This is a genomic window from Streptomyces durmitorensis (assembly GCF_023498005.1).
GTDB classification, from domain to species: Bacteria; Actinomycetota; Actinomycetes; order Streptomycetales; family Streptomycetaceae; genus Streptomyces; species Streptomyces durmitorensis.
On the sequence record NZ_CP097289.1, the window covers coordinates 8653392 to 8679898 of the forward strand.

Below are 26507 nucleotides of genomic sequence, written 5' to 3' on the forward strand. Positions count from 1 at the left end.
GGCGCCTCGCGGTCCTGCGTGTCAGGCGACGGGCGCGGGCAGAGTGACGCCGGTGAGGAGTTCGGCCTCGCGCCACAGGCGGGCGTTGGTCTCGGGGTCCAGGGCCCGCTTGGTCACCCGGGCGGTGGTGGTGGGGCCGACGAGGCCGAAGCGGCCGCCCGGACCGTAGTAGCCGCCCGCCACGGCGTCGGGGCTGGTCGCCGCGTACAGCAGGGGTTCCGTGCCCGGCCCGACCGCCTGCGAGGGCAGGAAGCTCAGCGAGGTGAGCGGGGCGGACCTCGGCTTGTCGCTGCCGAGGCTCGCGCCCGCCGTCTGGAGGTTGGTGCGGGTGTAGCCGGGGTGGGCGGCGGTGCTCAGGAGGTTCCAGCCGCGCTCGGCGGACACGGCGGCCAGCTGCCGGGCCAGCATCAGGTCGGCGAGCTTGGACTGGGCGTACGAGCGGTAGGGGCTGTAGCGGCGGCGCTCCCACTGGAGGTCGTCGAAGCGGATCCGGCCGTAGTCGGCCATGCCGCTGCTCATGGTGGCCACGCGCGGGGCCTGCGCCGCGAGCAGCAGGGGCAGGAGCCGCACGGTCAGCGCGAAGGGGCCGAGGAAGTTGCTGCCCATCTGCAGCTCGAAGTTGTCGGCCGTCGTCATACGGGTGGGCGGCGCCATCACTCCGGCGTTGTTGACCAACAGGTCGATGGGCGTGCCGTCGGAGATGAGGCCGTCGGCGAACTCCTCGACCGACGCCAGGTCCGCGAGATCGATCCGGCGCACGTCGATCCGTGCCTCCGGGTGCTCGGCGAGGATCTCGGCGCGGGCCTGCTCGCCCTTGGCGGGCGTGCGCACGGCCAGCACGACATGCGCTCCGGCACCGGCGATACGGCGGGCGGCTTCCTTGCCGGTGCCGCTGTTCGCGCCGGTGATGACGGCGAGGGCGCCGGTCTGATCAGGGACGACGTACATGGTGACTCCTCGGAAGGGGCAGATATCGGACCATCGGTCTCTTGCATTCGAAGCTAGCAGACCGCCGGTCCGATAACAACAGACCAGGGGTCTGTAGACTCCGGTCATGAAAGAAACGCCCTTCCGGCGCGCCCGCAGCGAGGAACAGCGCGCCGTACGCAGACAGGCGATCCTGGACACCGCGGCGGCGATGCTGACCGAGATGCCGGTCGCCCAGCTGAGCCTCAACGAGCTGAGCCGCCGCGTCGGCCTGGCGAAGTCGAACGTGCTGCGCTACTTCGAGTCCCGCGAGGCCGTGCTGCTCGAACTGCTCGACGTCGCCCTGGGGGAGTGGCTCCAGGAGCTCGACCGAGAGCTCGCCTCCGCGGTCGACGCCACCGCGTCCCCCACCGGGCGCTGCGACCAGCTGTCCGCCACGATCGCCACGTCGCTGGCGGCGCGCCCCGTCCTGTGCGACCTGGTCAGCGCGCAGGCCGCGGTCCTGGAGCGCAACGTCTCCCCGCAGGTCGCCGCGGAGCACAAGCGAGCCGCCATCGCGAGCGTCGGCGTACTGATCGGACTCGTGCGCGCGCACCTGCCGGAGCTCACCGAGGAGGACGGGATGCGGTTCGCCGCCTACGCCGTCATGGTGACGGGCTCCGCCTGGACCCACTCGCAGCCGTCCGCCGCGATGCTGGCCGCGTACGAAGCCGATCCCGAACTGGCGGCCATGCGGCTCGACTTCACCTCGTTCGTCCGCGAGGCACTCGAAGTGCTGCTCAGCGGATTGTTCGCACGGGCCGCACACTGAGCGCCGCATCGACTGACTAGATTGGCCTCATGTACTCGACCCAGGTGTCCGGGCACGTGAACGCCCCGCGTACGGCCGTCTACCAGGCGCTTCTGGACGCGGACGCGGTCGCGCGCTGGCGCGTCCCGGACGGCATGAGCGGGCACGTGCACACCTTCGATCCCCGCGAAGGCGGGCGGTTCCGCGTCTCGCTCACTTACGACGCGCGGTCCGGCACCGGCAAGTCGGCCTCGCACACCGACACGTACCACGGCCACTTCGCCAAGCTCGTGCCGGACGAGCAGGTCGTCGAAGTGCTCGCGTTCGAGGCCGAGGATCCCGCCCTGCGCGGCACGATGACGATGACGACCACGCTCACCGACGAGGACGGCGGAACCGCCGTCCTCGTCGTGCACGAGGGGATCCCCGACAGCATTCCCGCCGCCGACAACGAGACGGGGACGCGCATGGCGCTGGCGAATCTCGCCCGGCTCGTCGAGGGCGCGCGGTAGACGGAGCTCAGCGCGCACGCAGCTCGGCCGCGCCCCGAAGGAACGCCGCCAGAGCCACGGCGGTCAGCAGCAGGATCGCGGGCGCGAGCGCGGCGGCCATGCCGTGGTGGAGCTGAAGCAGTCCGCCCGCGAGGGCGCCGGTGAACATCGCGGCGACGGACACGAATCTGCGCACCGAGGCCGGACCGGGCCGGTCGGAGGCCAGACCGGTCAGGGTGCGGGTGAGGACGGTCGTGGTCAGATCGGGTACGGCGAGCTTGCCGACCACGGCGTTCTGCAGCCCCATGCCGAGCGCGAGCAGCACGATCAGGACATGCCTGAAGTCGGCGGCGAGGTCGAGCACCAGGGCGACCGCCGCGAGCACGGCGTGCGCCGCGACAAGGAGCGCGAACAGCCGCAGCGGCTGCGCGACCCGTGGGGCGATCAGCCCGCCCGCCCACGCGCCGGCCACGAACGCGCCGACCGCCAGGAGCGACGCCGTCGCGGACAGCTGCACGTCGCCCGCGAGCGCGAAGCCCAGGAAGACCACGTTGCCGGTCATGTTGGCGACGAAGACACGGTCGAGGCCGAGATAGCTGACGGCGTCGACAAGACCGGTGACGAAGGTCAGCAGCACGAGGAGCGGAGGCAGCACACCATGGTGGCCATCGGTCTCGGGGAAGAGGCGGGCGGCGGCCCGGTCGAGCAATGAGTTCATGTCGTTCTCTTCGGCAGGGACGCGCCGCGCCCCGACCCGGCGCCGCCGAGTTCACCTCACCGCTCCCAGGCCCGGCGCACCTCGCTTCCGGGGTCCTCACGAACCGCCCAGCCCCGGCCGATGACCGCCGTCGCCCGGCGACGGGTGTCGTACGGCGCCCAGCCGGGGTCACCGGTGCGGGCGAAGCCGACCCAGGCGGCATGCATGCGGCCGGAGAGGTCGGGCGGAGGGACGCCCGGACCGAACAGGGCGTCGGGGCCGCTTAGTTGAGCCGGGTCGAGGCCGAAGACGAAGGGGAGTTCCATCGTGTGGGTGGCGCCGAGCAGCCCGTCGAAGGCGCGGGAGCGCCAGTCGAACAGATAGCTGTACGTGGCGCCAGAAGACCGGTCGGCGTGGGCATCGGCCAGGGCCCGGCTCCCCGCGCCGAACAGCGCGTCGCCCATAACGGCGGAGCGCAGTTGCCCGGCGGTGGCCTCCGGGTGCGCCGCGCGGTAGGCGGCGACCAGCAAGTCCGGTTCGGGGTGGGAGCGTTCGGCGGCGGCGCGTACGTCGGCCGGGGTCGATGTGGCGTACGCGCCGGAGGGCACGAGGTAGAGGTTGCCCTCCTCGGTGTTGGTGCCGATGAGGAGATCGATGTCGGAGTTGCCCTGCCCGGCGGCGATGGCATCGGCGGGCTGGCGGTCCGCGACGACGCTGAAGGGGCTGAGCCCGATCAACGGGTCGTAGGCGGTGGTGGTCCGCAGGTCGATGCCGCCGAGCCGGGCCGTGGCCTCGACCAGCCGTGCGTCGGGGACGGTCTCGAAGGCGTCGGCCCGCGCGGCGATGCCCAGCTCGACCGCTGCCGCCCGCGTCACCCGGGCGGCCTGTTCGGGCGAGAAGGCGCCCAGGCCGCTGCCGCTCTGCACGATGGCGCGCCGGACGAGACCGATGCTCTCCGGCGCCGCGACGACGGCACCGGTGAGGGTGGCACCGGCGGACTGGCCGAAGAGCGTGACCTGATCGGGGTCCCCTCCGAACGCGGCGATGTTCTCCCGTACCCAGCGCAGGGCGGCGAGTACGTCGAGCAGACCACGGTTGCGCGGCGCTCCCGGCAGGTCGAGGAAACCCGCGATGCCGAGGCGGTAGTTGACGGTCACCAGGACGACGCCGTCCCGCGCGAAGGCGGCGCCGTCATACAGGCTCGCCCTGGTCGAGCCCGCCACGAAGCCTCCGCCGTGCACGAAGACCATGACCGGCAGGCCCGGGTCGCCCGGGTCCAGGTCCTGCCCCTGGTGGCCGGGGCGGTCGGGGGCCCAGATGTCGAGGGTGAGGTAGTCGTCCCCGGGCACCCAGCCGGGGCCGAAGTAGGGCGACATGTCGATCGCGCCCAGGTTCCGCTCGGGCTGCGGCGCGGTCGGCCCCGCCACGGTGGAGTCCCGGACGCCGTCCCACGGGGCGTGCGGCCGAGGCGCGGCGAAGCGCCCGGTGACGGCCGGGGGCGCGGCGTACGGGATGCCGCGGAAGACCGCGAAGCCCTCGTGCCGGGCGCCCGCGACCCTTCCCTGCGCGGTGGTCACGGTGCGGGTGCCGGTGCGGTTCGCGGCGGTCATGCCTTCGCCACCTGAACGTCGTCTGACACCGCACGCTCGTACGGCGTGAAGGGAGCCCACCCCTTGATGGCGAACCCGCTGCCCGAGCGCTCGACCTCGGCGGCGCCGTGGCCTCCCAGGTGCGCGGGGACGACGAGCGCGTTGTGGTCGGCGGCCCGGCCCAGGATCCGTCGGCGTGTGGCGCGGGCGCCTGCGGGGTCCTCGCAGAAGCAGCTGTTGTGGTCCGGGTCGACGAGCTGGACAGGACCGTGCAGCAGATCGCCCACGAAGACCGCGCGGTCGCTCCCGCTGGCGAGGGCCAGCACACTGGATCCGGGGGTGTGGCCGGGGGCCGCTTCGAGGAGCAGGTTGGTGTCGATGCGGTGGGCTCCTTCCCACAGGTGCACCTGGCCCGCCCGGTGCACGGGGGCGACGCTGTCCTCGAAGACGTTCTGGTTGCCGCGGCCGAGCACCGACGTGTGGCCGTTCTCCGGGTTCCAGAAGTCGTAGTCGTCCTTGGGCAGCAGATAGGTGGCGTTCGGGAAGGTGGGCACCCAGTCCCTGCCGTCCAGGCAGGTGTTCCAGCCGACGTGGTCGACGTGCAGATGCGTGTTGATCACGATGTCGACGTCCTCGGGGGCGACGCCTGCCCGCGCGAGGCCGGCGAGGAAGTCGGTGCGCAAGTGGCTCCACACCGGGGAGTACGGCCGCTCCTTGTGGTTGCCCACGCCCGTGTCGACGAGGATGGTCTTCCCCTCGCTGCGCAGCAGCCAGCTCTGGACCGCGGAGTTGACGATGTTCGTCCGCGGGTCGAGGAAGTCGGGCGCGTGCCAGGCGGCGTTGTCGCGCCAGGCGTCCTCCGGGACGGTCGGGAGGAACTGGCCGGGCGTCATGCCGACGGGGCCGTAGTACTCCTTGACGCGGGTGACGGTGACGCCGCCGAGTTCGATCTGTTCCATCAGGGATGCTCCATGGCCGGGGTCTGTCTGGCTTCGGACCACCACCGTCGTCGTGTCCGCGCAGGTCAGCCAGACCCGCCGCTGCCTACCCCGGACAGGGTCAGGCTGCCGCGCACGGGCCGGTGCAGACTGGACGGCATGAGTGAACGAGGGCGGCTCGGCGACTTCCTGTACGCGCGGCGTTCCCAGCTGCGTCCCGCGGACGTCGGCCTGAAGGACTACGGCGACCGGCGGCGCGTGGCGGGCCTGCGCAGGGAAGAACTCGCGCTGCTCGCCGGTGTCAGCGCCTCGTACTACACGAGGCTTGAGCAGGGCCAGTCGCTCGGGGCGTCCCCGGAGATCCTGGACGCCATCGCCGGGGCCCTGAGCCTCGACGAGTCGGAGCGCAGGCACCTGCACGACCTCGCCGACGCGGGCAGAAGGCGAACCCCCGCCGCGCGGCCACGGCCCGAGCAGGCGGGCACCACCACGCTCCATCTGCTGAGCACCCTGCAGAGCGTCCCTGCCCTGGTCACCGGACGCCGCGCCGACGTGCTCGCCTGGAACGGGCTCGGCCACGCGCTGTTCGCGGCGCACGTGGACCCCGACAGCCCCCGGCGGGCGGCCGAGCGCCCCAACCTCGCCAGGATGCTCTTCCTCGACCCCCACACCCGCGCGTTGTACGCCGACTGGACGGCGAAGGCCAAAGCCGTCGTCGCGAACCTGCGGATGGTCGCGGGACGCCACCCCGACGACACGCTGCTGACCTCCCTCATCGGTGAACTCACGGTCAAGAGCCCCGAGTTCGCCGCCATGTGGACCGGTCACCAGGTGCGCCCCTGCGAGTTCGCCCGCTACGAGATGCGCCATCCCCTCGTCGGCACCCTCGCCGTGACCCAGCAGAGCCTCCAGCTCCCCCAGGCGGCGGACCAGCTCCTGGTGCTCGCCGTCACGGAGCCGGGCTCACCGTCACGGCAGGCCATGAGCCTGCTCGCGCAAGCGGCCACCGCCGACGGCCGCGCTCGTCCGGCCTCCGGCCAGCCGCGTTCCGGCTCCAGGGCAGCTGCAGGACAGCCCTAGGCCCCCCGGAACCCCAAGGACCCCCCCCGGAACCCCAAGGAACCCCAAGGAGCCCCAAGGAACCCGCGCCCTCAGGGCGTCGACCGCCCCTCCAACGCGGTCTGCCAGCCCGGCACTTCGGCCTCGCGCACCGGCGCTGCCCGCCGCCCGCCCCGCGCGAAGAAGTCGGCCAGCGGGAGCGTCGCGGCGCCGACCGTCACCGCGTCCGGGCCGAGGCGCCCCAGGCCGATGGTGACGCGCCCCGCCGGGTAGGACAGGGCGTAGGTGGGGATGTAGCGCTTCACCGCGGTCAGGAAGCGCTGCCCGAGCTGGAGTCCGGCCCAGCCGCCGACCAGGATCCGCTCCGGCTGGAAGAGGTTGATCAGGTCGGAGAGTCCCGCCCCCAGGTACTCGGCGGTCTCCTCCAGGACCAGCAGCGCCGTCGGGTCGGCCGCGCCGCCGCTCTCGGGGTAGGCGGCGCCCAGCATGGCGGTGAGCCCGCTCTCCTCGTCCATGCCCCCGGGCGGACGCCCGCCCGCCTCCTGCCACCGTTCGAGCAGTGCCTCCGCCCCCGCGTACGCCTCCAGACAGCCACGGGCCCCGCACCGGCACCGCCTGCCCTGCACCCGCACGGTGAGGTGGCCCCACTCGACGGCGCGGCCCTGCTCCACGTCCTCGGTGACGACGCACGCGCCGACACCCGAACCGAACAGCACGACCACGGCGTTGCGCGTGCCACGCCCGGCGCCGAACCACATCTCCGCCTGGCCGAGCGTCTTGGCGCCGTTGTCGATGAAGTACGGGACGGAGGCGGGGAGTTGACCGGTCTCCCGGAGGAGTGACTCCAACGGGACCGCGTTCCAGCCGATGGTCTGCCCGTGCACGACGGCGCCGAGCCCGCCGTCGCGCGCGACGATTCCCGGCACGCCGATCCCGACGCCGAGGAGCCCCTCGTCCGCGCCGCCCGCCGCGTCGAGCACCTCGCCGATCCCGTCGCGGATGTGCTCGGCGATGCCGCCGACGTCATGGCCCTTCAGGGTCAACGGCCTTTCGGCTCTGGCGAGTTCGGACAAGGAGAGGTCGAAGAGTTCGACGCGTACGCGGGTCTCGCCGACGTCCACGCCGATCAGCTGGCCGCGGCCCGGCGCGACCCGAAGCAGCGTACGCGGGCGCCCGCCGTCGGACTCCACGCTGCCCGCCTCTTCCACCCACCCCTCCGTCACCAGCTCGGACACGACGTTGCTGATGGAACCTGAACTCAGCCCGGTGGCGGGTCCGAGCGTGAAGCGGCTCATCGGTCCCTCGAAGTACAGCCGTTGCAGTACGGCGGCGCGGTTCTCCCGCCGCAGGTCGTGCACCGTACGCCCGTTGCGCTGCCCAGCCATGTGGTTCCTTCCGGCCTGCTCTGCCTCGAAGTTGGTTCTGTGTGACCCCTTGACGGTATCTTCCCTGCCGGTTTAACTCACGTCCTAAATTAAGTCATGAGGTCATTCAAGAGTTGAACACAGCGCCGGTTCGGTCCGGCGCTGAGCCATCCGCCCCATGACTCCCTCCGGAAGGGACACCTGGAGCCATGCGCAGATTCCGAGCCGCCGCCTCCGTCGGCGCCGCCACCCTCTCGCTCGCCCTCACCGCGACCGCCTGCGGCGGCGGTTCGACGACGGGCGGCGGGGGGTCCAACGACTCGCCGAAGACGCTGACCTACTGGGCGTCGAACCAAGGACCCAATCTCGAGGCGGACAAGAAGATCCTCAAGCCCGAACTCGCCAAGTTCGAGAAGCAGACGGGGATCAAGGTCAAGCTCGAGGTCATCCCCTGGTCGGAGCTGCTCACCAAGATCCTTACCGCGACGACGTCGGGCCAGGGCCCCGACGTCCTGAACATCGGCAACACCTGGAGCGCTTCACTGCAGGCCAGCGGAGCCCTGCTGCCCTGGGACGAGAAGAACTTCGCCAAGATCGGCGGCAAGGACCGCTTCGTGGAGTCCGCGCTCGGCTCGGCCGGGGCGGCGGACAAGGACCCGGCGGCAGTCCCGCTGTACTCCATGGCGTACGCCCTCTACTACAACAAAAAGATGTTCAAGGAGGCCGGCATAGACAAGCCGCCCGCCACCTGGGACGAGCTGGTCGCGGACGGCAAGAAGATCTCCAAGGGCGGCAAGTGGGCCCTGGGCGCGGAGGGGTCGAACCTCTCGAACAACATCCACCAGGTCTTCGCCCTCGGCAAGCAGCACGGCGCCGACTTCTTCACCGAGGACGGCAAGGCCGACTTCACCTCCGACGGCGCCGTCGCGGCCGTGAAGCAGTACGTCGACATGATGGCGAAGGACAAGATCGTCGCTCCGGGCAACGCCGAGTACGCGCAGAACCAGTCCCTCAGCGACTTCGCCAAGGACAAGACGGCGATGGTGCTGTGGCAGGCCGCCGCCACCACCTTCAAGTCGCAGGGCATGAGCGAGGACGAGTGGGGCGTGGCGCCCGTACCGGTCGGGTCCGGCGCTCCGGGTCAGGGCAAGGCGACCAACTCGATGGTCGCGGGCATCAACATGGCCGTCTTCAAGAACACCAAGAACATCGACGGCTCGCTGAAGTTCGTGAAGTTCATGACGAGCGACGCGGAGCAGAAGATCCTCTGCAAGTCCTACGGCTCCGTCCCGCCCGTCAAGGCCGCGCAGGAGGACGCCGCCTTCGACCGTCCCGAGCTGAAGGTCCTGCGCGACACCCTCGCCAAGAGCGCCGCGCCGCTGCCCCAGGTGGCCAACGAGTCGCAGTTCGAGACCGCGGTCGGCACCGCCGTCAAGAACCTCTTCGCGAAGGCCGCGGACGGCGGTGAGGTGACCACCACGTCGGTGAAGGCCGAACTGGTCAAGGCTCAGCAGCAGATGTCCCAGCAGTGAGCGATGCGACTGTGACCACTGGGACCCCTGGGATCACGACCATCGTTCAGGACGCGAAGGAGCCGTCCGTGACCGCTCCGGAGACGGAACGCGGCCCGCGCCGCCGCCGTCCCGGACGGCTTCGCCGCATCAGCCTCCCGTACCTCCTGCTGCTCCCCGCCCTCCTGCTCGAAATCCTCGTCCATCTGCTGCCGATCGTCATCGGCGGCGTGATGAGCTTCAAGGAGCTCACCCAGTTCTTCATCCGCGACTGGGGCGCCGCGCCCTGGTCGGGCCTGGACAACTACGAGATCGCGGTCGACTTCGACGCGCCGGTGGGCGAGGCGCTGCTGCACTCGTTCTTCGTCACCTGTGCCTTCACGCTCCTCTCGGTGGGCCTCTGCTGGCTGATCGGGACGGCAGCGGCGATCTACCTGCAGGAGACGTTCAAGGGGCGCGGCATCCTCCGGGCGCTCTTCCTCGTCCCGTACGCGCTGCCCGTGTACGCGGCGGTGATCACCTGGGGCTTCATGTTCCAGCGTGACAACGGCCTGATCAACCACGTGCTGCACGACCAGCTCGGCCTCACCGACAGCGCGCCGTTCTGGCTCATCGGCGACAACAGCTTCGTCGCGCTGCTCACCGTCTCGGTGTGGAAGGGCTGGCCGTTCGCCTTCCTCATCATGATGGCCGGGCTGCAGAACATCCCCAGGGAGATGTACGAGGCGGCCGCGCTCGACGGCGCGGGGATGTGGCAGCAGATCCGCCGCATCACGCTGCCGTCCCTGCGGCCGGTCAACCAGGTACTCGTCCTCGTCCTGTTCCTGTGGACGTTCAACGACTTCAACACGCCGTTCGTCCTGTTCGGCCGGTCGGCGCCCGAAGCGGCGGACCTGATCTCCATCCACATCTATCAATCCTCGTTCGCCACCTGGAACTTCGGCACCGGATCCGCCATGTCGGTCCTGCTGCTCCTGTTCCTGCTCGCGGTGACAGGCGTCTATCTGTGGGTCACGTCGCGCGAGAGGAAGTCCGTGCATGTCTAGCCTCCGCATGGCCGTGCGCCCCCGCGGGGCCGCGAAGCCCCGGTCGCCGATGGCGGCGCCCCGCTCGTTCCTGTGGTCACGGCGGATCTTCCTGACCCTGCTCACGGGGTTCGTGCTGCTTCCGGTGTTCGTGATGGTGTCCAGCTCGCTCAAGCCCCTGGAAGACGTGTCGGGCAAGTTCCGCTGGATGCCGAGCGGGCTCACCATCCGTCCGTACATCGACATCTGGAAGACCGTCCCGCTGGCGAAGTACTTCATGAACTCGCTGATCGTGGCGGGCGCGGCCACCGTCTGCTCGGTGGTGATCGCCGTCTTCGCGGCCTACGCGGTCAGCCGCTACCAGTTCCGCGGCAAGCGCGTCTTCACGGTGACGGTCCTGTCCACCCAGATGTTCCCCGGCATCCTGTTCCTGCTGCCGCTGTTCCTGATGTACGTCAACATCGGCAACGCCACCGGGATCGCCCTGTTCGGCTCGCGGGCCGGGCTCATCCTGACCTATCTGACCTTCTCGCTGCCCTTCTCGATCTGGATGCTGATCGGGTACTTCGACTCGGTGCCGCGCGACCTGGACGAGGCGGCGCTCGTCGACGGCTGCGGGCCGATCGGTGCGCTCTTCCGGGTCGTCGTGCCGGCCGCGATCCCCGGCATCGTCGCGGTCGCCGTCTACGCGTTCATGACGGCCTGGGGAGAAGTGCTCTTCGCCTCCGTCATGACGAACGAGGGCACCCGCACCCTCGCCATCGGCCTGCAGGGCTACTCCACCCAGAACGACGTCTACTGGAACCAGATCATGGCCGCCTCGCTGGTCGTGAGCGTGCCGGTGGTCGCGGGCTTCCTCCTGCTCCAGCGCTATCTGGTCGCCGGCCTCACCGCCGGAGCCGTCAAGTGACCCACCCCCTGGCCACCACTGCCACCACTGCCGCCACCCCGTCTGAAAGGACGTCTGTGTCCGAGCTCATCGACCTTGCCGCACTCCCGCACGACTTCGCTTGGGGCACGGCCACATCGGCGTACCAGATCGAAGGGGCCGTCGCCGAGGACGGCCGTTCCCCCTCGATCTGGGACACCTTCTCGCACACCCCCGGAAAGATCGACAACGACGACCACGGTGACGTGGCCTGCGACCACTACCACCGCTGGCGCGAGGACATCGCGCTGATGAAGCAACTGGGCACCAACGCCTACCGGTTGTCCCTGGCCTGGCCGCGCATCGCGCCCGGCGGCGAAGGACCGCCGACCCCCAAGGGCCTGGATTTCTACGACCAGTTGATCGACGGGCTGCTCGAAGCGGGCATCACGCCGTCGGTGACCCTCTACCACTGGGACCTGCCGCAGGTTCTCCAGGACCGCGGCGGCTGGCCCGAGCGGGAGACGGCCGAGCACTTCGCCGCGTACGCGTCCCTCGCCGCCGAGCGTTTCGGCGACCGCGTCACGCAGTGGGCCACCCTCAACGAACCCCTCTGCTCGGCGTGGATCGGCCACCTCGAAGGCCGGATGGCACCGGGTCTGACCGACCTGAACGCCGCCGTGCGCGCCTCGTACCACCTGCTGCTCGGGCACGGCCTCGCCACCCAGGCGATCCGCGCGGCGGCGCCCGGCGCGCAGATCGGCATCGTCAACAACCTCTCCACGGTCGAGCCCGCGAGCGACCGCCCCGAGGACGTCGCCGCCGCCCGCCGCGTGGACGGCCACACCAACCGCTGGTGGCTCGACCCGGTCCACGGCCGCGGCTTCCCCGCCGACATGCTGGAGGTCTACGGGGTCGAACTCCCGGAGCGCGCGGGCGACTTGGCGACCATCGCGCAGCCGCTCGACTGGCTGGGCCTGAACTACTACTTCCCGGCCGTCGTCTCCGACGACCCCGCGGGCCCCGCGCCCCACGCCCACCAGGTGCGCCGCGAGTCGGTGCCCCGCACCGGCATGGACTGGGAGATCGACGCGAGCGGCATCGAGACGCTCCTGCTGCGCCTCACGAACGAGTACGGGGCGCGCAAGCTGTACGTCACCGAGAACGGCTCGTCCTACCCCGACGTCGTACGCCCCGACGGAACGATCGACGACCCGGAGCGGACGGACTACCTGGTCCGCCATCTCGCCGCCTGCGCGAGCGCGGCCCGCAAGGGCGCGCCCCTGGCCGGGTACTACGCGTGGTCGCTGCTCGACAACTTCGAGTGGGCCTACGGCTACGACAAGCGGTTCGGCCTGGTCCACGTCGACTACGAGACGCAGCGCCGCACCGTCAAGGGCAGTGGTCTGCGCTACGCCGACATCATCCGCGGCCACCAGGGGCGGGTGAGCCGCGCCGCCTGACACGGTCCGCGCGCACCGCAGCGGCTCCCGGCTCTCCGCCGATCCGGGGGTCGCTGCGGCGTCCGTGCCCCGCCTTCCTCGGTCAGGTCGTATTCGGGGTGGTGTTGCGTCCCTCCTTCGCGGCCGCGCCGGTGCACACGAGGCCGAGCAGGAAGGTGAGGCCGCCGATGATGACGTTGGTGAGGATGACGCCCATGTCAGGGCTCGTGCCGACGATCCACGGCGACACGATCATCCAGACGCCCATGGCGCACATGGCCCAGCTCAGGCTGTACATCCTGGCCGGTGCGACGGTGAATCCAAGACCCAGCAGGCCGATCGCGATGCCCATGATGAGGTTGTGCGTCGCGAGGACGGGCTGGCTTGCGGTGAAGTGGACCACCCACGGGGAGATGGCACAGAAGAGGCCCGTGAGGAACACGGGCCCGTCCACGAGTGCCACATCGCGTCCACCGAGTACGCGGGCATAGCGATCCCGCATTTCGGATACGTCAGGGTGAGCGGCTATGTCTCCCCTGTGTGAGACGTCGGCCATGAGACTCGTCTCCTCTGGTTCGTGCAGGCCTGATCACGTAGCGCGGCGGGATGTCGCGCATATCCATTCTGCTCTTATTTTTTCTTTATGTGTAGTTGTGGAGCATTTCTGGGTCTATCGGTCCTTGGAGAGGGCGAGGAGTTCGGCGAACAGGCCGCCTCCGTGGGCAAGCTCCTCGTACGGCCCCTGCTCCGTGATCCGGCCGTGCCGCATGACGATGATCCGGTCCGCCACCTTGGTGTTCTCCAGCTGATGCGTCACGACGACGGTGATCTGGTCCGCGGCGGTCGCCTTGAGCGCGTCGAGGACGTCGCGCTCGCCGCGGACGTCCATCTGCGAGGTCGGCTCGTCCAGGATCAGCAGGGGCGGGCGCCGGTAGAGCGCCCGGGAGCAGGCGAGTCGCTGCCACTGGCCGCCCGAGAGTTCGCAGCCGCCCCAGAGCTCGCGGGCCAGCAGGGTGTCCAGGCCGCCGGGCAGGGCCTCGATCGCGTCGCGCATGCCGACCGTGTCGAGGGCGTCCCACACCGGTCCGTCGTCGACCGTGCGGGGCTGGCCGAGCGTCACGTTCTCCCTGGCCCGCAGCGGCCACTGGGCGAAGTTCTGCGGGACCAGGCCGGTGCTGCCCCACACGGTGTCCGGATCCGCCGTGGCGAGATCGACCCCGTCCCAGGTCACCCGGCCCTTGTCGGCGAGGTAGATGCCGGTGATCAGGCGCGTGAGGGTGGACTTGCCCGAGCCGTTCTCGCCGACGACGGCCACGATCTCGCCGCGGCGGAGGGTGAGGGAGACGTGGTCGACGGCCGGGGAGTCCTTGCCGGGGTACTGATACGACGCTTCGTCGACGCGGATCTCCGCCACCTGCGCCGGGGCCGTCAACTCGCCTCTCTTGGGGGCGAGTTCGTGGGCCAGGTCGAGGAACGACCGCATGTCGGCGAGGTAGAGGCCGGTGTGGAACATCGCCGCGCCGTGGATCACCAGTTGGGAGAGCGCGGCCAGCGACGTCTGCACGGCGACGACCGCCGTGGCCGCCGCGGCGAGATCCACCCGCCCCGTGACGGCGAGCCAGGCCAGCGTGGCCCAGGTGCCGACGAGGAAGACGCCGCCGAGGGCCGAACTGGCCAGGACGATGCGCAGCATCCGGGGCGCGGCCGTCAGGGTGCGCCGGTCGATGCGGGCGGACAGGGCCCGGTACCAGTGCAGCAGGTACCCGGTCATGCCGTTCGCGCGCACCTCGTCGCTGTACTTCGGGGTCGTCGACCACCACCGCATCATCTGGCGTACGTTGCGGTCGCCGACGTTCGCGTAATGCGTCTCGTAGGTGACGCGTGCCGAAAGGACCGCACCGGCCCCGGCGGGCACGACCGCGAGGACGAGCAGCGGGAACATCAGGGGATGCAGCACGGAGAGCACACCGCCCGCGGTGACCATGCGCACCAGGGCGGCCGTGAACCGCGTGGCGTCCTGCACCATCGTGCGGCTGCGGGTCACCCCCATCTCGGCCGCTTCCTGCCGGTCGGCGAACCCCGGCTCGGCGTACGCGACGGCCTCCGCCCGGCACACCGCTTCGACCAGGGCGGTGTCGGCGCCGGTCGTCAGGCGCGGGGTGATGCGTCCGTCGGCGTATGAACAGAGCGCCGTGGCGACGCGTGTGACGGCCGCGGCGACGGCGATGACCACGAGCGCGGGGAGCGCCGCGCGCAGGCGGTCGGCGGCCGGACCGTTGCCGAGTACGGGCTGCATGGCGGTGGCGGTGAAGGCGAGCTGCACGGCCGAGCCGGCCCCGACGAGGAGCTGGCAGACCAGGAGCAGGAGCACGGCACGCCGGTCGGTCTCCCACGCCATCCGGGTCGTTCGGGCCAGGACCGAGGGCAGCCGCGAGCCCATCTGCCGGAAGGAGGCCTCGCCGAGCGGATTCTTGCCGGGATTCCCCTCGAACCTGAGCTCTGCCGGGGGCGGCGGCGGGGGTGACACAGGCGCCATGGGTTTCAGGGGCTCCGTCACGCCGACCACCCCATCTCCGTGTAGGTGCGGCCCGCGGCGATACCGGTCAGGGCGACCGCGGTGTAGTCGACGAGGGGGGAAGGAAGGGCGGCGTAGGGCCACCACTCCAGGGCGGTGCAGCGGTCGGGTTCGCGGATCGCGGGGGTGCCGGAGTGGGCGAGTACGTGGAAGAGCAGTTGCATCCGCGCCCTGCCGTCGTCGCCGTCCCGGTGGTGGACGATGTGGACGAGCCGGAGGTCCTGCTCATGGATGGTGACGCCGAGCTCCTCGTGCGCCTCGCGCACGGCGCATCCCGTGGCGGACTCCCGTTCGAGATGGCCGGCCGGAAGGTGCCAGGTGCCGGGGGCGTAGGCGGAGTCGGGAGAGCGCAGGCCGAGCAGGACCCTGCCCGCCCGCTCGAACACAAGGTGAACACCGACGATGTTGGCGTGCAGTTCCAATGGGGCTCCCTGGCGGCATCGGTACGGACAGACGCTCGGAAAACCCCGCCGAGCAGTGATGCGTAACGGTGACGCGGGAGCGAAGACTCGCCCTAAAGTTCGATGACGCACCCGGAGGGCCGCGCGGGTGGGCCGGAGAGCCGTGATCTTGCGTTCGATTCACTCTGCCGGATCGAACCACCCGATCCGGGGATTGCCGCTGCCGGGACTGGCCCGGTTCTCGTAAGGGCGAATCACCCCGACGCCCGTACGGGGGACCAGAACGCGCCGACCCCCGTTCCCGCCCGCTGGAATGGACACGTGACCGCGCCCCCGGACGACTGCCTCGCGCGCAACGAGTGGATCTGCGGCGAGTATCTGAGCACGCGCCGCCAGATCATCGTCGACGCGGTCCTCCAGCATCTGGAGCTGACCGCGGTCTCCGTCCTCATCGCGCTCGTCATCGCCGTCCCGCTGGCCGTCGTCGCCCGCCGCTGGGCCCTGGCGGCCGGTCCCGTCCTGGCGCTGACCACGGTCCTCTACACGATCCCCTCGCTCGCGATGTTCTCGCTGCTGCTGCCCGTGTACGGCCTCTCCGCGTCCCTCGTGGTCGCGGGGCTCGTCCTGTACTCACTGACGCTGCTCGTCCGCAACATCCTGGCCGGTCTTCGCGCCGTCCCCGAGGACACCCGGCAGGCCGCCCGCGGCATGGGCTACGGACCCATCCGGCTCCTGCTCACCGTCGAACTGCCGCTCGCGCTGCCCGCCGCGATGGCGGGCCTGCGCATCGCCACCGTCTCCGCGGTCTCCCTCGTCACGGTCGGCGCGATCGTCGGCTTCGGCGGGCTCGGCAACCTCATCTACGCGGGCATGAACACCTACTTCAAGGCGCAGGTCCTGACCGCGTCCGTGCTGTGTGTCGTCATCGCCGTACTGGCCGATCTGCTGCTCCTGGGCGTGCAGCGGATCCTCACCCCGTGGACGAGGGCGGTCCGCTCATGAACACCATCAGCGAGGCCTGGCAGTGGCTCACCGACTCGGCGCACTGGGCGGGCGACGACGGCATCTGGCACCGGCTCACCCAGCACCTCGTCCTCACCGTGGTGTGCCTGATCCTGAGCTGCCTGATCGCGCTGCCGGTCGCGCTCGTCCTCGGCCACCTCGGCAAGGGCGGGGCCCTGGCGGTCAACATCTCCAACGTCGGCCGCGCGGTCCCCACCTTCGCGGTCCTCGTCCTGCTGCTCCTCACCCCGATCGGGAACTGGGGCGAGGGCCCCACCGTCGTCGCCCTCGTCCTGTTCGCCGTGCCGCCGCTGCTCACCAACGCGTACGTCGGCATGCGCGGCGTCGACCGCAGCGTCGTACAGGCCGCGCGCGGCATGGGGATGACGGGACGGCAGATGCTGTGGCGGGTCGAACTGCCGCTCGCGATGCCGCTGGTGCTCAGCGGGGTGCGGATCGCCGCCGTGCAGCTCGTGGCCACCGCCACGATCGCGGCGCTCGCCGGCGGCGGGGGACTCGGCCGGATCATCACGGCGGGCTTCAACCTCGCAAGCACCCCGCAGGTCGTGGCGGGCGCCGTCCTTGTCGCCGTGTTCGCGCTGATCGTCGAGGGGCTCTTCGAGATCGGCGAACGACTGGCCCCCGGGTGGGCGCGGGGGAGAGGGCGGACCGGATGAAGCGACGTACGGAAGCGGGTGCGACGGTGGCCTTCGCGCTGATCCTCTCCGGCTGCGCGTCGGGGCCGTCCCTGGAGACCCAGGGCGAAGTCACGGCGCCGCCCGGCGACAGCCATCACCTGGTCGTCGGCTCGGCGGGCTTCACCGAGAGCGATCTGCTCGCGCAGATGTACTCCCTGCTCCTGACGAAGGCCGGATACGGCGCCGAGATCCTCTCCGTGGCCAACCGCGAGCTGTACGAACCCGCCCTGGAGTCCGGGCAGATCGACGTCGTCCCCGAGTACGCGGCGACGTTCGCCGACTGGCTCAACGCCAAGAAGAACGGCGCGGACGCCAAGCCGGTCGGCTCGCCCGACCTCGACGCCACCATGAAGGCCCTGCGCGCCCTCGCCGCCCCGCGTGGCCTCACCGTCCTCGACCCCGGCAAGGCCGTCGATCAGAACGCGTTCGCCGTCACCGCGTCCTTCGCCGAGCAGCACCGCCTGAAGACGCTGAGCGACCTCGGCAAGTCCGGCCTGAAGGTACGCCTCGCCGCGGGCGACGAATGCGTGCAACGCCCCTACTGCGAACCCGGCCTGAAGAAGGTCTACGGCATCGACATCACCTCCGTCGACCCCAAGGGCGTGGGCACGACCCAGGCCAAGAAGGCCGTACAGAGCGGGCAGGACCAGATGGTCCTGACCACATCGACGGACGCCACGCTCGACGACTTCGGCCTCGTCCTGTTGAAGGACGACAAGAAGCTCCAGAACGCCGACTACATCGTCCCGGTCGTCAACCGCTCACGCGCGGGCAGCGAAGGCGTCGCGAACGCACTCGGCCGCCTCAACTCCGTGCTGACGACGGCGGACCTGGCGTCCATGAACGAACAGGTGGACAGCTGGCGACGGCTGCCGCAGGACGTCGCGCGGACCTACCTGGAGGAGAAGGGGCTGCTGTGACGTCCGTTGTACGGGTGTACGGGTGTACGGGGCCCGGCATCGGCCCGCACGGGCTCAGGCGTCGGCGACCGAGTCGAACTCCACCTGGTCCCGTGGCACGCCCTGCGCGTCCGCGTCCACCGAGCGGCGCAGCGCCTCGTGCAGCTTCGCCGGGGTCAGGACGCCCAGGAAGCGCGCCCCGTCCAGGACCGCGACCCAGCCCGCGTCGTGCTGGAGCATCACGCCGAACGCCTGCTTGAGCGGGGCGCCGACCGGGACCCACGCCTTCATGCGATGGGCCAGATCGCCGACTCTGCCGCCCTCGCCTGCCAGGGCCACCTCGTCGATGCCGACCCAGCCGTGCAGGTCCCCGTCCGTGTCCAGGACGACGGCCCAGCGGGCGCCTTGTTCGCGCAGCCGGGCGGCGGCGTGCGCGGCGGGCTCGTCGAGGCGGACCACTGATGGCTGTTCCAGGTCGTCCGCCTGGATGTCGGTGACCGAGAGACGCTTCAGGCCCCGGTCCGCGCCCACGAACGCGGCGACGTACGGCGTCGCCGGCGTGCCGAGCACCGCCCCCGGCGTGTCGTACTGCTCGATGCGCCCCTGCCCGTACACCGCGATCCGGTCACCGAGCCTGACCGCCTCCTCGATGTCGTGCGTGACCAGGAGAACCGTCTTGCGGACCGTCGCCTGCATCCGCAGGAACTCGTCCTGCAACTGCTCGCGCACCACCGGGTCGACCGCACCGAACGGCTCATCCATGAGGAGTACGGGCGGATCGGCTGCCAGGGCACGCGCCACACCGACACGCTGGCGCTGGCCGCCGGACAGCTGCTCGGGGTAGCGGGAGCCGTACGTCTTCGGATCGAGGCCCACCAGGTCGAGCAGCTCGGCCGCCCGCGCCCGCGCCTTCGCCTTCTTCCAGCCCACCAGTGCGGGGACGGTCGCCGTGTTGTCGAGGATCGTCCGGTGCGGGAAGAGCCCCACCTGCTGGATGACATAGCCGATACGGCGGCGCAGGCGGACCGGGTCGACGTCCGCGATGTTCTCGTCGTTCACGAAGATGCGGCCCGCGGTCGGCTCGATGAGGCGGTTCACCATCATCATCGTGGTCGTCTTGCCGCACCCGGAAGGGCCGACGAGCGTGACCAGTTCACCCTGGCCGACCTCGAAGGACAGCTCGTCCACGGCCATCGTGCCGTCCGGGTAGCGCTTGCTCACCTGCTCGAACCGGATCATGCACTCACGCTAACCGCGGCCTTCAGACTCCGCTCACCAGCACCACCTCCAGAGTGCGCGGGCCGTGCACGCCCTCCACCCGGTCCAGTTCGATGTCGCTGGTGGCGGACGGTCCCGAGATCCAGGTCAGCGGGCGGGCCGGATCGAGCCGTTCGAGTGCCTGCGGGACGGAGGAGACCACCTGGTCAGGGACCCGTACGACACAGATGTGGTGATCGGGGACCAGCGTGATGCGCCTGCGGCCCTGGTCGGGGCCGCCGTCCAGGACGATGGTGCCGGTCTCGGCGACGGCGACCGCGCAGCCGGTCACGACGCTGTGGACCTCGTCGAGCTCGCGCGGCGTACTCGCGGCGCGGTCGTGGACGCGGGTCGCGTCGGCGGCCGCGAGCCAGGCCGGCGGAAGGCCGGGCGGCACGAGCACGGTCCGCGCGCCGCGTGCCGCGAGCAGCCGCATGAGCAGCTCCGGCAGTTCCTCGCCCGCGCAGCGGTGCACGAGCGCGCGGTAGTCGGCGAGATTCTCCGCGAGCAGGTCGACGGTCTGCTCGGTGGTGCGGTCGCCGTGCTCGCGGAGGTAGTCGCGGGGCACGGCCGTGTCGTGGGCGTCCTTCTCCTCGCCGTCGCGTACGTCCGCCAGTGCTCGCCGCACGCGGCCCAGGATCTGGTCCCTGCTGCTCACTTCTTGTCGCCCTTCTCCGCCCGGCCGCCATTCGTACGTCGCCACCAGTCGCGGAACGGCTCCGCAGGCACCTTCGGCAGATCCCGCGTCGCGCTCCATGCCCGGCCGGGGCCCGGCAGCGTGCGCGGATGGAACCGCCGGGTCCCGGACGCCAGCCGCTGCCCGGCGCGCAGCGCCCCCGGACGGCCGAACGCCCAGCCCGCCGCGCGCATCGCCGCCCGCTCCGCGGCGTGCCCCTTCGCCGGCCGCAGCGTCACCCTCGTGCCGTGCCGTGTCACCTCGCCGCCCTGGACCACGCGCTCCCGCAGGTGGACGAGGACTTCGGGGATGTCGATGGCCACCGGGCACACCTCGTAGCAGGCGCCGCAGAGCGACGACGCATACGGGAGCGAGGCGTCGATCTCGCTCTGGGTGCCGCGGAGTTGAGGGCTGAGGATCGCTCCGATGGGGCCGGGGTAGACCGAGCCGTACGCGTGGCCTCCGGCCCGTTCGTACACGGGACAGACGTTGAGACAGGCCGAGCAGCGGATGCAGCGCAGTGCCTGGCGGCCCACCTCGTCGGCGAGGGTGTCGGTGCGGCCGTTGTCCAGGAGCACGAGGTGGAAGGTGCTCGGTCCGTCCTCCTGGGACGGGCCCGTCCACATCGAGGTGTAGGGGTTCATCCGCTCCGCCGTCGAGGAGCGGGGGAGCGTCTGGAGGAAGACCTCCAGGTCCCGCCACGTCGGCACGATCTTCTCGATGCCGACGACCGAGATCAGCGTCTCGGGGAGCGTGAGGCACATGCGGCCGTTGCCCTCGGACTCGACGACGACCATGGTGCCCGTCTCGGCGACCATGAAGTTCGCCCCCGATACGCCGACCTTGGCGCGCAGGAACTTCTCCCGGAGGTGGAGGCGGGCGGCCTCGGCGAGCTCGGCCGGCGTGTCGGTCAGCCCGTCCGGGGCCGGGCGGCCCCACTCGCTCATCTCGCGCGCGAAGATCTCGCGGATCTCGCCGCGGTTGCGGTGGATGGCGGGAACGAGGATGTGCGAGGGGCGGTCCTTGCCGAGCTGCACGATGAGTTCGGCCAGGTCGGTCTCGTAGGCGTGGATGCCCTCGGCCTCCAGCGCTTCGTTGAGGCCGATCTCCTGCGTGGCCATCGACTTGACCTTGACCACCTCGGTCTCCCCGGTGGCCTTGACCAGCGCGGTCACGATGCGGTTCGCCTCGTCGGCGTCCGCGGCCCAGTGCACGGTCCCGCCCGCCGCCGTGACCGACTCCTCCAACTGGATCAGATGGCGGTCGAGATGGCGCAGTGTCTCGTCCTTGATCCGCTTGCCCGCCTCGCGGAGCTGGTCCCAGTCGTCCAGCTCGGCGACGGCACGGGCCCGTTTGTCGCGGATCGTGTGTGTGGCGTGCCGCAGATTGGCGCGCAGGGTCTTGTTGCCCACGGCCTCGCGGGCCGCCGTGGGGAAGGCGGGCATGCCTACGAATGTGCCGCTCGTGCCGCTCATGACAGGGGGTCCTCTTCCGTGCTCGCCAGGATCTCCGCGATGTGGACCGGGCGTACTCCGCTCTTGAGACGGGTCAGCGTGCCCCCGATGTGCATCAGGCAGGAGTTGTCCGCCGCGCAGAGCGTGTCGGCGCCCGTCGACTCGGCGTTGCGCACCTTGTCCGTGCCCATCGCCGAGGAGACATCGGAGTTCTTCATCGCGAAGGTGCCGCCGAAACCGCAGCACTCGTCCGCGCCCGGGAGCGCGCGCAGCTCAAGGCCCTTGACCGCCTGGAGCAGCCGCGTGGGACGGTCGCCGAGGCCGAGGCTGCGCAGGCCGTGGCAGGTCGGGTGGTACGTCACCGTGTGCGGGTAGTACGCCCCGACGTCCGTCACACCGAGGATGTCCACCAGGAACTCGGTGAGTTCATAGGTCTTGGGAACGACGGGAGCCAGCGTGGTCGCCAGGCCGTCGCCCCGGCCCTCGGAGCGAGCCCGTTCTCCCATACGGGGGTACAGCTCACGGACCATCGCGCCGCACGAGCCGGAAGGCGTCACGATGGCGTCGTACTCGTCCGAGCCGAATACATCGGAGAAATGACGGGCGAGCGGCTCTGCCTGGTGGCGGTAACCCGTGTTGTAGTGCGCCTGCCCGCAGCAGGTCTGCGCCATCGGGAAGTCGACGTCAACTCCTAGCCTGGTCAGCAGTTTCACCACCGCGCGGCCTGTGTCGGGATAGAGCGTGTCGTTGACACAGGTCAGGAACAGAGCGACACGCATCGCGGGTTCCTCCTCGTCGATCATCGGATGGGTGCAGCGTATGCGCTGCGCGCGCTTTGCGGGAGTCATGGTGCGGGGACGCGTAATGCGAGGATGCGTAACGCGGGGATGCGTCATGCCGGGACGCGTCGCGACGCCTCCTCCCATGCCGCCCGGCGTGCCGGGTCGGTGGTCGGCTCGTAGCGAGTCAGCTGCTGGGTGCGGGCCAGCAGGGCGCGCATGGCCTGGCGGTCGTCTCCCACCAGGCCGTGCGCTCGTGCCTGCACGAGTACGTTGCCCAGCGCGGCCGCCTCCGCCGGGCCCGCGACGACGGGCAGCCCGCAGGCGTCCGCGGTCAGTTGGCACAGGAGGGCGTTGCGGGCGCCGCCGCCGACTATGTGGATGACGTCCACGGCCCGGTCCGCGAGGCGTTGGGCGTCCTCGATGGCGCGGCGGTGGGCCAGGGCAAGGGAGTCGAGAATGCAGCGCGTCGTCTCGGCGGGGGTGCGGGGGGCGGGCTGGCCCGTGGCCTCGCAGGCCTGGGCGATGCGGTGCGGCATGTTGCCGGGGGCCAGGAAGGCGGGGTCTGCCGCGTCGACGAGGGAGCGGAGGACGGGGGCGTGGGCCGCCTCGCGCAGGAGCGCTTCCAGGTCGGGGGCGCCGGTGGACACCTCCCAGGTGCGCAGGCACTCCTGGAGCAGCCACAGGCCCATGATGTTGCGCAGGTAGCGGACCGTGCCGTCGATGCCGAGTTCGTTGGTGAAGTTGGCCTCGCGGCTCTCCTCCGTGCGGATGGGGGCCGTCAGCTCCAGGCCTGCCAGCGACCAGGTGCCGGTGCAGATGTAGGCGAAGTTCTCGGTGGTGGCCGGGACGGCGGCCACCGCTGACGCTGTGTCGTGCGAGGCGACCGTCGTGACGGGGGTGGGTGTGGTCAGGCCGGCTTCGTCCAGGACGTGCGGGAGTAGTTGGCCCGCGGGGTCGCCTGGGTGCCGCAGGGGAGGGAACAGGCTGAGGTCGATGCCGAGGCGTGTGACCACGTCGTGGGACCAGGTGTTTGTGGCGGGGTCCATGAGCTGTGTGGTGGAGGCGTTGGTCAGCTCTGTGCCGAGTTCGCCTGTCAGCCAGTACGTCAGGAGGTCCGGGATCAGCAATGCGTGCCTGGCGGCTTGTAGTTGGGCTGTTCCTTGGGCGGCCATGAGTTGGTAGAGGGTGTTGAAGGGGGCGTACTGGATTCCTGTCGCGGCGTAGAGCTCGGTGGGCGGGACTGTTGTCCAGGCCTTGGCTGCGATGCCTTCGGTGCGGGTGTCCCGGTAGTGGACGGGGTTGCCCAGGAGGACTCCGTCGGCGTCGAGCAGGCCGTAGTCCACTGCCCAGCCGTCGATGCCGATGGAGGTGAGGGGGACGGAGCCTGAACCTGCGGCGCGGAGGCCGTCCATGACTCCGGCGTAGAGGGACAGGATGTCCCAGTGCAGGGTGCCGGCGGTGCGGACCGGGCGGTTGGGGAAGCGGTGTGCTTCCTGGAGGGTGAGGGTGTCGGGGCCTGTCCGGGCCACCATGACGCGTCCGCTGGAGGCGCCCAGGTCGATCGCGGCGAAGCGGTGGTGTGAGCGGGGGTTGGTCATGGTGGCTCGCAGGGTTGCAGGTCGGGTGTGGGTGTGGGTGCGAGTTGCGCTTGTGCGTGCGTGCGGGCGGTGCGGTGCGGGTGGTCGGGGGTCGCGTGGTGCTCTTTGGGGCGGGGCCGCGCCGGTATGTCCGTCCTCGCTATCGTCCGGTGGCCGCCGGGCCGCTTCGGCTCCGGAGCGCCGGGAACCGTGCTCCGGGCGGACATACCGGCACGTCCCCTCACGTGCGCTCCCGACTGCGGGTGCGCGGGGGCTGCTGTCCCGCTTGTCCGCCTGCTGGGCCGCTACGGGGCAATCGGTGGGTGGGAGGGGAAGCTTGTTCGTGCAGAGGTGGATGCGAGGTTCCGGGACGGAAGGCCTCTCGGGTGGATCAGGCGCTGCCCTCCGGTCGCGTGCGGGCCGGTGGCCGGAGGGTGCTGTCGGCTACCTGAGGAACGCCGCTGCGACGCCCGCGTCCACGGGTATGTGGAGGCCTGTCGTGTGGGACAGGTCGCCCGCCGTCAGGGCGAAGACCGCGTTGGCCACATGCTCGGGGAGCACCTCGCGCTTGAGGAGGGTCCGTTGGGCGTAGAACGCGCCCAGGTTCTCCTCCTCGATTCCGTACGTCGCCGCACGCTGCGCGCCCCAGCCGCCCGCGAAGATCCCCGAGCCGCGGACCACTCCGTCCGGGTTGATGCCGTTCACGCGTATGCCGAACTCGCCCAGCTCGGCCGCGAGGAGGCGGACCTGGTGGGCCTGGTCCGCCTTGGTGGCGGAGTACGCGATGTTGTTCGGGCCGGCGAAGACCGCGTTCTTCGACGTGATGTAGATGATGTCGCCGCCCAGGGCCTGGTCTCGCATGACGCGGGCCGCCTCGCGGGCGACGAGGAAGGAGCCGCGGGCCATGATGTCGTGCTGCAGGTCCCAGTCGCGGGCCGTGGTGTCGAGCAGGGGCTTGGAGATGGAGATGCCCGCGTTGTTCACGACCAGGTCGACCCCGCCGAAAGCGAGTGCCGCGGCGGTGAAGGCGTCGGTGATCTGCTCTTCGGACGTGACGTCCATGGGGATGGCGATCGCCTTGTCCGGGCCGCCCAACTCGTCCGCCACGGCTGCGGCGTTCTCCGCGTTGAGGTCCGCCACCGCGACGCAGGCACCCTCCGCCACCAGGCGGTGCGCGATCGCCTTGCCGATGCCGCTGCCCGCGCCGGTCACCAGGGCGACGCGGGTGGCCAGGGGCTTGGGGCGGGGGAGGCGCTGGAGCTTGGCCTCTTCCAGTGGCCAGTACTCGATGCGGAACTTCTCCGATTCGTCGATCGGGGCGTACGTGGAGACGGCCTCGGCGCCGCGCATCACGTTGATGGCGTTCACATAGAACTCACCTGCCACGCGTGCTGTCTGCTTGTCCTTGCCGAAGGAGAACATTCCTACGCCCGGGACGAGGACGATGGCCGGGTCGGCGCCGCGCATCGCGGGAGAGGTCGGGTCGGCGTGGCGGGTGTAGTAGGCCGCGTACTCCTCTCGGTACGCGGAGTGGAGCTCCTTGAGGCGGGCGATGGCCTCCGCGAGTGGTGCGGTGGGCGGGAGGTCCAGGACCAATGGCCTGATCTTCGTGCGCAGGAAGTGGTCCGGGCAGGAGGTGCCCAGGGCCGCCAGGCGCGGGTGTTCCGTGCTTGACAGGAAGTCAAGGACGGTGTCCGTGTCGGTGAAGTGGCCGATCTGGGGGCGGTCCTGCGAGGCCAGGGAGCGGATGTGCGGGGCCAGCTCCGCCGCGCGGTCGCGGCGTGCCGGGGTGGGGAGCGGGGCGTAACCGTCCAGGTGCTTGCCGAAGGGGGCGGGCTTGCCGCGTTCGGTGAGGAATGCCTCCGCCGTGCGGATCATGTGCAGCGAGTTGCGCTCGCACTCGTCCGCCGTGGCGCCCCAGGCCGTGATGCCGTGGCCGCCCAGGACGCAGCCGATGGCGTCCGGGTTGGCCTCTTTCACCGCCGCGATGTCCAGGCCCAGTTGGAAGCCGGGGCGGCGCCAGGGCACCCAGGCGACCGTGGAGCCGAAGCACTCGGCCGTCAGCTTCTCGCCGTCCGTCGCGCAGGCCAGGGCGATGCCTGAGTCCGGGTGGAGGTGGTCCACGTGCGGTGCGTCCACCAGGGCGTGCATGGCCGTGTCGATGGAAGGGGCCGCGCCGCCCTTGCCGTGCAGGCAGTAGTCGAAGGCGGCGACCATCTCGTCCTCGTGATCCGCGCCCCCGTACACCTCCTTGAGGGCGTGGAGGCGGTCCAGGCGCAGGACCGCCAGGCCCTCCTCGGTGAGGGTGCCCAGGTCGCCGCCCGAGCCCTTGACCCACATCAGGTCCGTGTCCGCGCCGGTGACCGGGTCGGGGGCCGTGCCCTTCGCCGATGCGTTGCCGCCCGCGTAGTTCGTGTTGCGCGGGTCGGCGCCCAAGCGGTGGGCGCGGTCCAGAAGTTCCTTGATCCGTGCGTGCTGTGTCATG

Annotated in this window: 24 protein-coding genes; 10 read left to right on the forward strand and 14 right to left on the reverse strand. The window is 70.7% G+C overall.

The window, feature by feature from the left end; translation table 11 throughout:
• Positions 1-21 precede the first annotated feature (21 nt).
• Entirely contained in the window at positions 22-948 is a 927-nt protein-coding gene (locus M4V62_RS38735; RefSeq protein WP_249591869.1) for an SDR family oxidoreductase, read from the reverse strand.
• 106 nt (positions 949-1054) lie between these two features.
• Between M4V62_RS38735 and M4V62_RS38740 the strand changes: the two genes are divergently transcribed.
• Together M4V62_RS38740 and M4V62_RS38745 are read left to right on the forward strand one after the other, a co-directional pair.
• On the forward strand, positions 1055-1738 hold the full coding sequence (locus M4V62_RS38740) for a TetR/AcrR family transcriptional regulator (RefSeq protein WP_249591870.1): 684 nt from the start codon (positions 1055-1057) through the stop codon (positions 1736-1738).
• Positions 1739-1767: 29 nt separating this feature from the next.
• The gene (locus M4V62_RS38745) at positions 1768-2229 is read left to right on the forward strand and encodes an SRPBCC domain-containing protein (protein WP_249591871.1); all 462 of its coding nucleotides are present in this window, start codon (positions 1768-1770) and stop codon (positions 2227-2229) included.
• 7 nt (positions 2230-2236) lie between these two features.
• On the opposite strand, the gene M4V62_RS38750 is transcribed toward M4V62_RS38745, so the two are convergent.
• From M4V62_RS38750 to M4V62_RS38760, 3 genes are read right to left on the reverse strand one after another with little or no spacing between them, the layout of a single operon-like run.
• Positions 2237-2926, reverse strand: coding sequence for a YoaK family protein (locus tag M4V62_RS38750; RefSeq protein ID WP_249591872.1), 690 nt, complete (start codon positions 2924-2926; stop codon positions 2237-2239).
• A 56-nt stretch (positions 2927-2982) separates the two neighbouring features.
• Positions 2983-4515, reverse strand: coding sequence for a carboxylesterase/lipase family protein (locus tag M4V62_RS38755; protein ID WP_249591873.1), 1533 nt, complete (start codon positions 4513-4515; stop codon positions 2983-2985).
• Complete coding sequence (locus M4V62_RS38760) at positions 4512-5453, reverse strand: MBL fold metallo-hydrolase (RefSeq protein WP_249591874.1); 942 nt, start codon at positions 5451-5453, stop codon at positions 4512-4514. The genes M4V62_RS38755 and M4V62_RS38760 overlap by 4 nt, the downstream gene beginning before the upstream one ends.
• Positions 5454-5591: 138 nt before the next feature.
• On the opposite strand from M4V62_RS38760, the gene M4V62_RS38765 reads away from it, so the two are divergent.
• The gene (locus M4V62_RS38765; RefSeq protein ID WP_249591875.1) at positions 5592-6512 is read left to right on the forward strand and encodes a helix-turn-helix domain-containing protein; all 921 of its coding nucleotides are present in this window, start codon (positions 5592-5594) and stop codon (positions 6510-6512) included.
• Positions 6513-6583: 71 nt separating this feature from the next.
• On the opposite strand, the gene M4V62_RS38770 is transcribed toward M4V62_RS38765, so the two are convergent.
• The gene (locus M4V62_RS38770) at positions 6584-7876 is read right to left on the reverse strand and encodes an ROK family transcriptional regulator (protein ID WP_249591876.1); all 1293 of its coding nucleotides are present in this window, start codon (positions 7874-7876) and stop codon (positions 6584-6586) included.
• A 188-nt stretch (positions 7877-8064) separates the two neighbouring features.
• Here M4V62_RS38770 and M4V62_RS38775 point away from each other — a divergent pair, with 188 nt between their 5' ends.
• From M4V62_RS38775 to M4V62_RS38790, 4 genes are read left to right on the forward strand one after another with little or no spacing between them, the layout of a single operon-like run.
• Positions 8065-9387: an ABC transporter substrate-binding protein gene (locus tag M4V62_RS38775; RefSeq protein WP_249591877.1), complete on the forward strand. Its 1323-nt coding sequence runs from the start codon at positions 8065-8067 to the stop codon at positions 9385-9387.
• Positions 9388-9428: 41 nt separating this feature from the next.
• Positions 9429-10412: a carbohydrate ABC transporter permease gene (locus M4V62_RS38780; RefSeq protein WP_425575179.1), complete on the forward strand. Its 984-nt coding sequence runs from the start codon at positions 9429-9431 to the stop codon at positions 10410-10412.
• Positions 10405-11301: a carbohydrate ABC transporter permease gene (locus M4V62_RS38785; RefSeq protein WP_249591879.1), complete on the forward strand. Its 897-nt coding sequence runs from the start codon at positions 10405-10407 to the stop codon at positions 11299-11301. The genes M4V62_RS38780 and M4V62_RS38785 overlap by 8 nt, the downstream gene beginning before the upstream one ends.
• A gap of 56 nt (positions 11302-11357) precedes the next feature.
• Positions 11358-12722 carry a GH1 family beta-glucosidase gene (locus M4V62_RS38790; protein WP_249591880.1) on the forward strand — a complete coding sequence of 455 codons (1365 nt, stop codon included), beginning with the start codon at positions 11358-11360 and terminating at the stop codon, positions 12720-12722.
• A gap of 82 nt (positions 12723-12804) precedes the next feature.
• On the opposite strand, the gene M4V62_RS38795 is transcribed toward M4V62_RS38790, so the two are convergent.
• From M4V62_RS38795 to M4V62_RS38805, 3 genes are all read right to left on the reverse strand, one after another.
• On the reverse strand, positions 12805-13257 hold the full coding sequence (locus M4V62_RS38795; RefSeq protein ID WP_249591881.1) for an SPW repeat protein: 453 nt from the start codon (positions 13255-13257) through the stop codon (positions 12805-12807).
• Between the two features lie 114 nt (positions 13258-13371).
• Positions 13372-15237 carry an ATP-binding cassette domain-containing protein gene (locus M4V62_RS38800; RefSeq protein WP_249593187.1) on the reverse strand — a complete coding sequence of 622 codons (1866 nt, stop codon included), beginning with the start codon at positions 15235-15237 and terminating at the stop codon, positions 13372-13374.
• 17 nt (positions 15238-15254) lie between these two features.
• A complete protein-coding gene (locus M4V62_RS38805) occupies positions 15255-15698 on the reverse strand; it encodes an NUDIX hydrolase (protein ID WP_249591882.1) in 444 nt (147 codons plus the stop codon).
• Positions 15699-15998: 300 nt separating this feature from the next.
• Between M4V62_RS38805 and M4V62_RS38810 the strand changes: the two genes are divergently transcribed.
• Genes M4V62_RS38810 through M4V62_RS38820 form a run of 3 tightly spaced genes read left to right on the forward strand, consistent with a single transcriptional unit; the run spans position 15999 to position 18297 of the window.
• The gene (locus M4V62_RS38810) at positions 15999-16679 is read left to right on the forward strand and encodes an ABC transporter permease (RefSeq protein WP_249591883.1); all 681 of its coding nucleotides are present in this window, start codon (positions 15999-16001) and stop codon (positions 16677-16679) included.
• Positions 16676-17356, forward strand: coding sequence for an ABC transporter permease (locus M4V62_RS38815; protein ID WP_249591884.1), 681 nt, complete (start codon positions 16676-16678; stop codon positions 17354-17356). Before M4V62_RS38810 ends, M4V62_RS38815 begins: the two co-directional genes overlap by 4 nt.
• Positions 17353-18297 carry an ABC transporter substrate-binding protein gene (locus M4V62_RS38820; RefSeq protein ID WP_249591885.1) on the forward strand — a complete coding sequence of 315 codons (945 nt, stop codon included), beginning with the start codon at positions 17353-17355 and terminating at the stop codon, positions 18295-18297. The genes M4V62_RS38815 and M4V62_RS38820 overlap by 4 nt, the downstream gene beginning before the upstream one ends.
• A gap of 54 nt (positions 18298-18351) precedes the next feature.
• Here the strand turns inward: M4V62_RS38820 and M4V62_RS38825 are convergent, their stop codons facing one another.
• The 6 genes from M4V62_RS38825 to M4V62_RS38850 all read right to left on the reverse strand — a co-directional run bounded on the left by M4V62_RS38825 (position 18352) and on the right by M4V62_RS38850 (position 26506).
• Positions 18352-19515: an ABC transporter ATP-binding protein gene (locus M4V62_RS38825; RefSeq protein WP_249591886.1), complete on the reverse strand. Its 1164-nt coding sequence runs from the start codon at positions 19513-19515 to the stop codon at positions 18352-18354.
• 22 nt (positions 19516-19537) lie between these two features.
• Complete coding sequence (locus M4V62_RS38830; RefSeq protein ID WP_249591887.1) at positions 19538-20191, reverse strand: LutC/YkgG family protein; 654 nt, start codon at positions 20189-20191, stop codon at positions 19538-19540.
• Positions 20188-21654, reverse strand: coding sequence for a LutB/LldF family L-lactate oxidation iron-sulfur protein (locus tag M4V62_RS38835; RefSeq protein WP_249591888.1), 1467 nt, complete (start codon positions 21652-21654; stop codon positions 20188-20190). Before M4V62_RS38835 ends, M4V62_RS38830 begins: the two co-directional genes overlap by 4 nt.
• Before the next feature lie 26 nt (positions 21655-21680).
• Complete coding sequence (locus M4V62_RS38840; RefSeq protein WP_249591889.1) at positions 21681-22442, reverse strand: (Fe-S)-binding protein; 762 nt, start codon at positions 22440-22442, stop codon at positions 21681-21683.
• Between the two features lie 113 nt (positions 22443-22555).
• Positions 22556-24043 (reverse strand): rhamnulokinase, encoded by a 1488-nt coding sequence (locus tag M4V62_RS38845; protein ID WP_249591890.1) that lies wholly within the window; start codon positions 24041-24043, stop codon positions 22556-22558.
• Positions 24044-24466: 423 nt separating this feature from the next.
• Positions 24467-26506: a bifunctional aldolase/short-chain dehydrogenase gene (locus M4V62_RS38850; protein WP_249593188.1), complete on the reverse strand. Its 2040-nt coding sequence runs from the start codon at positions 26504-26506 to the stop codon at positions 24467-24469.
• Between the last annotated feature and the right edge of the window lies 1 nt (position 26507).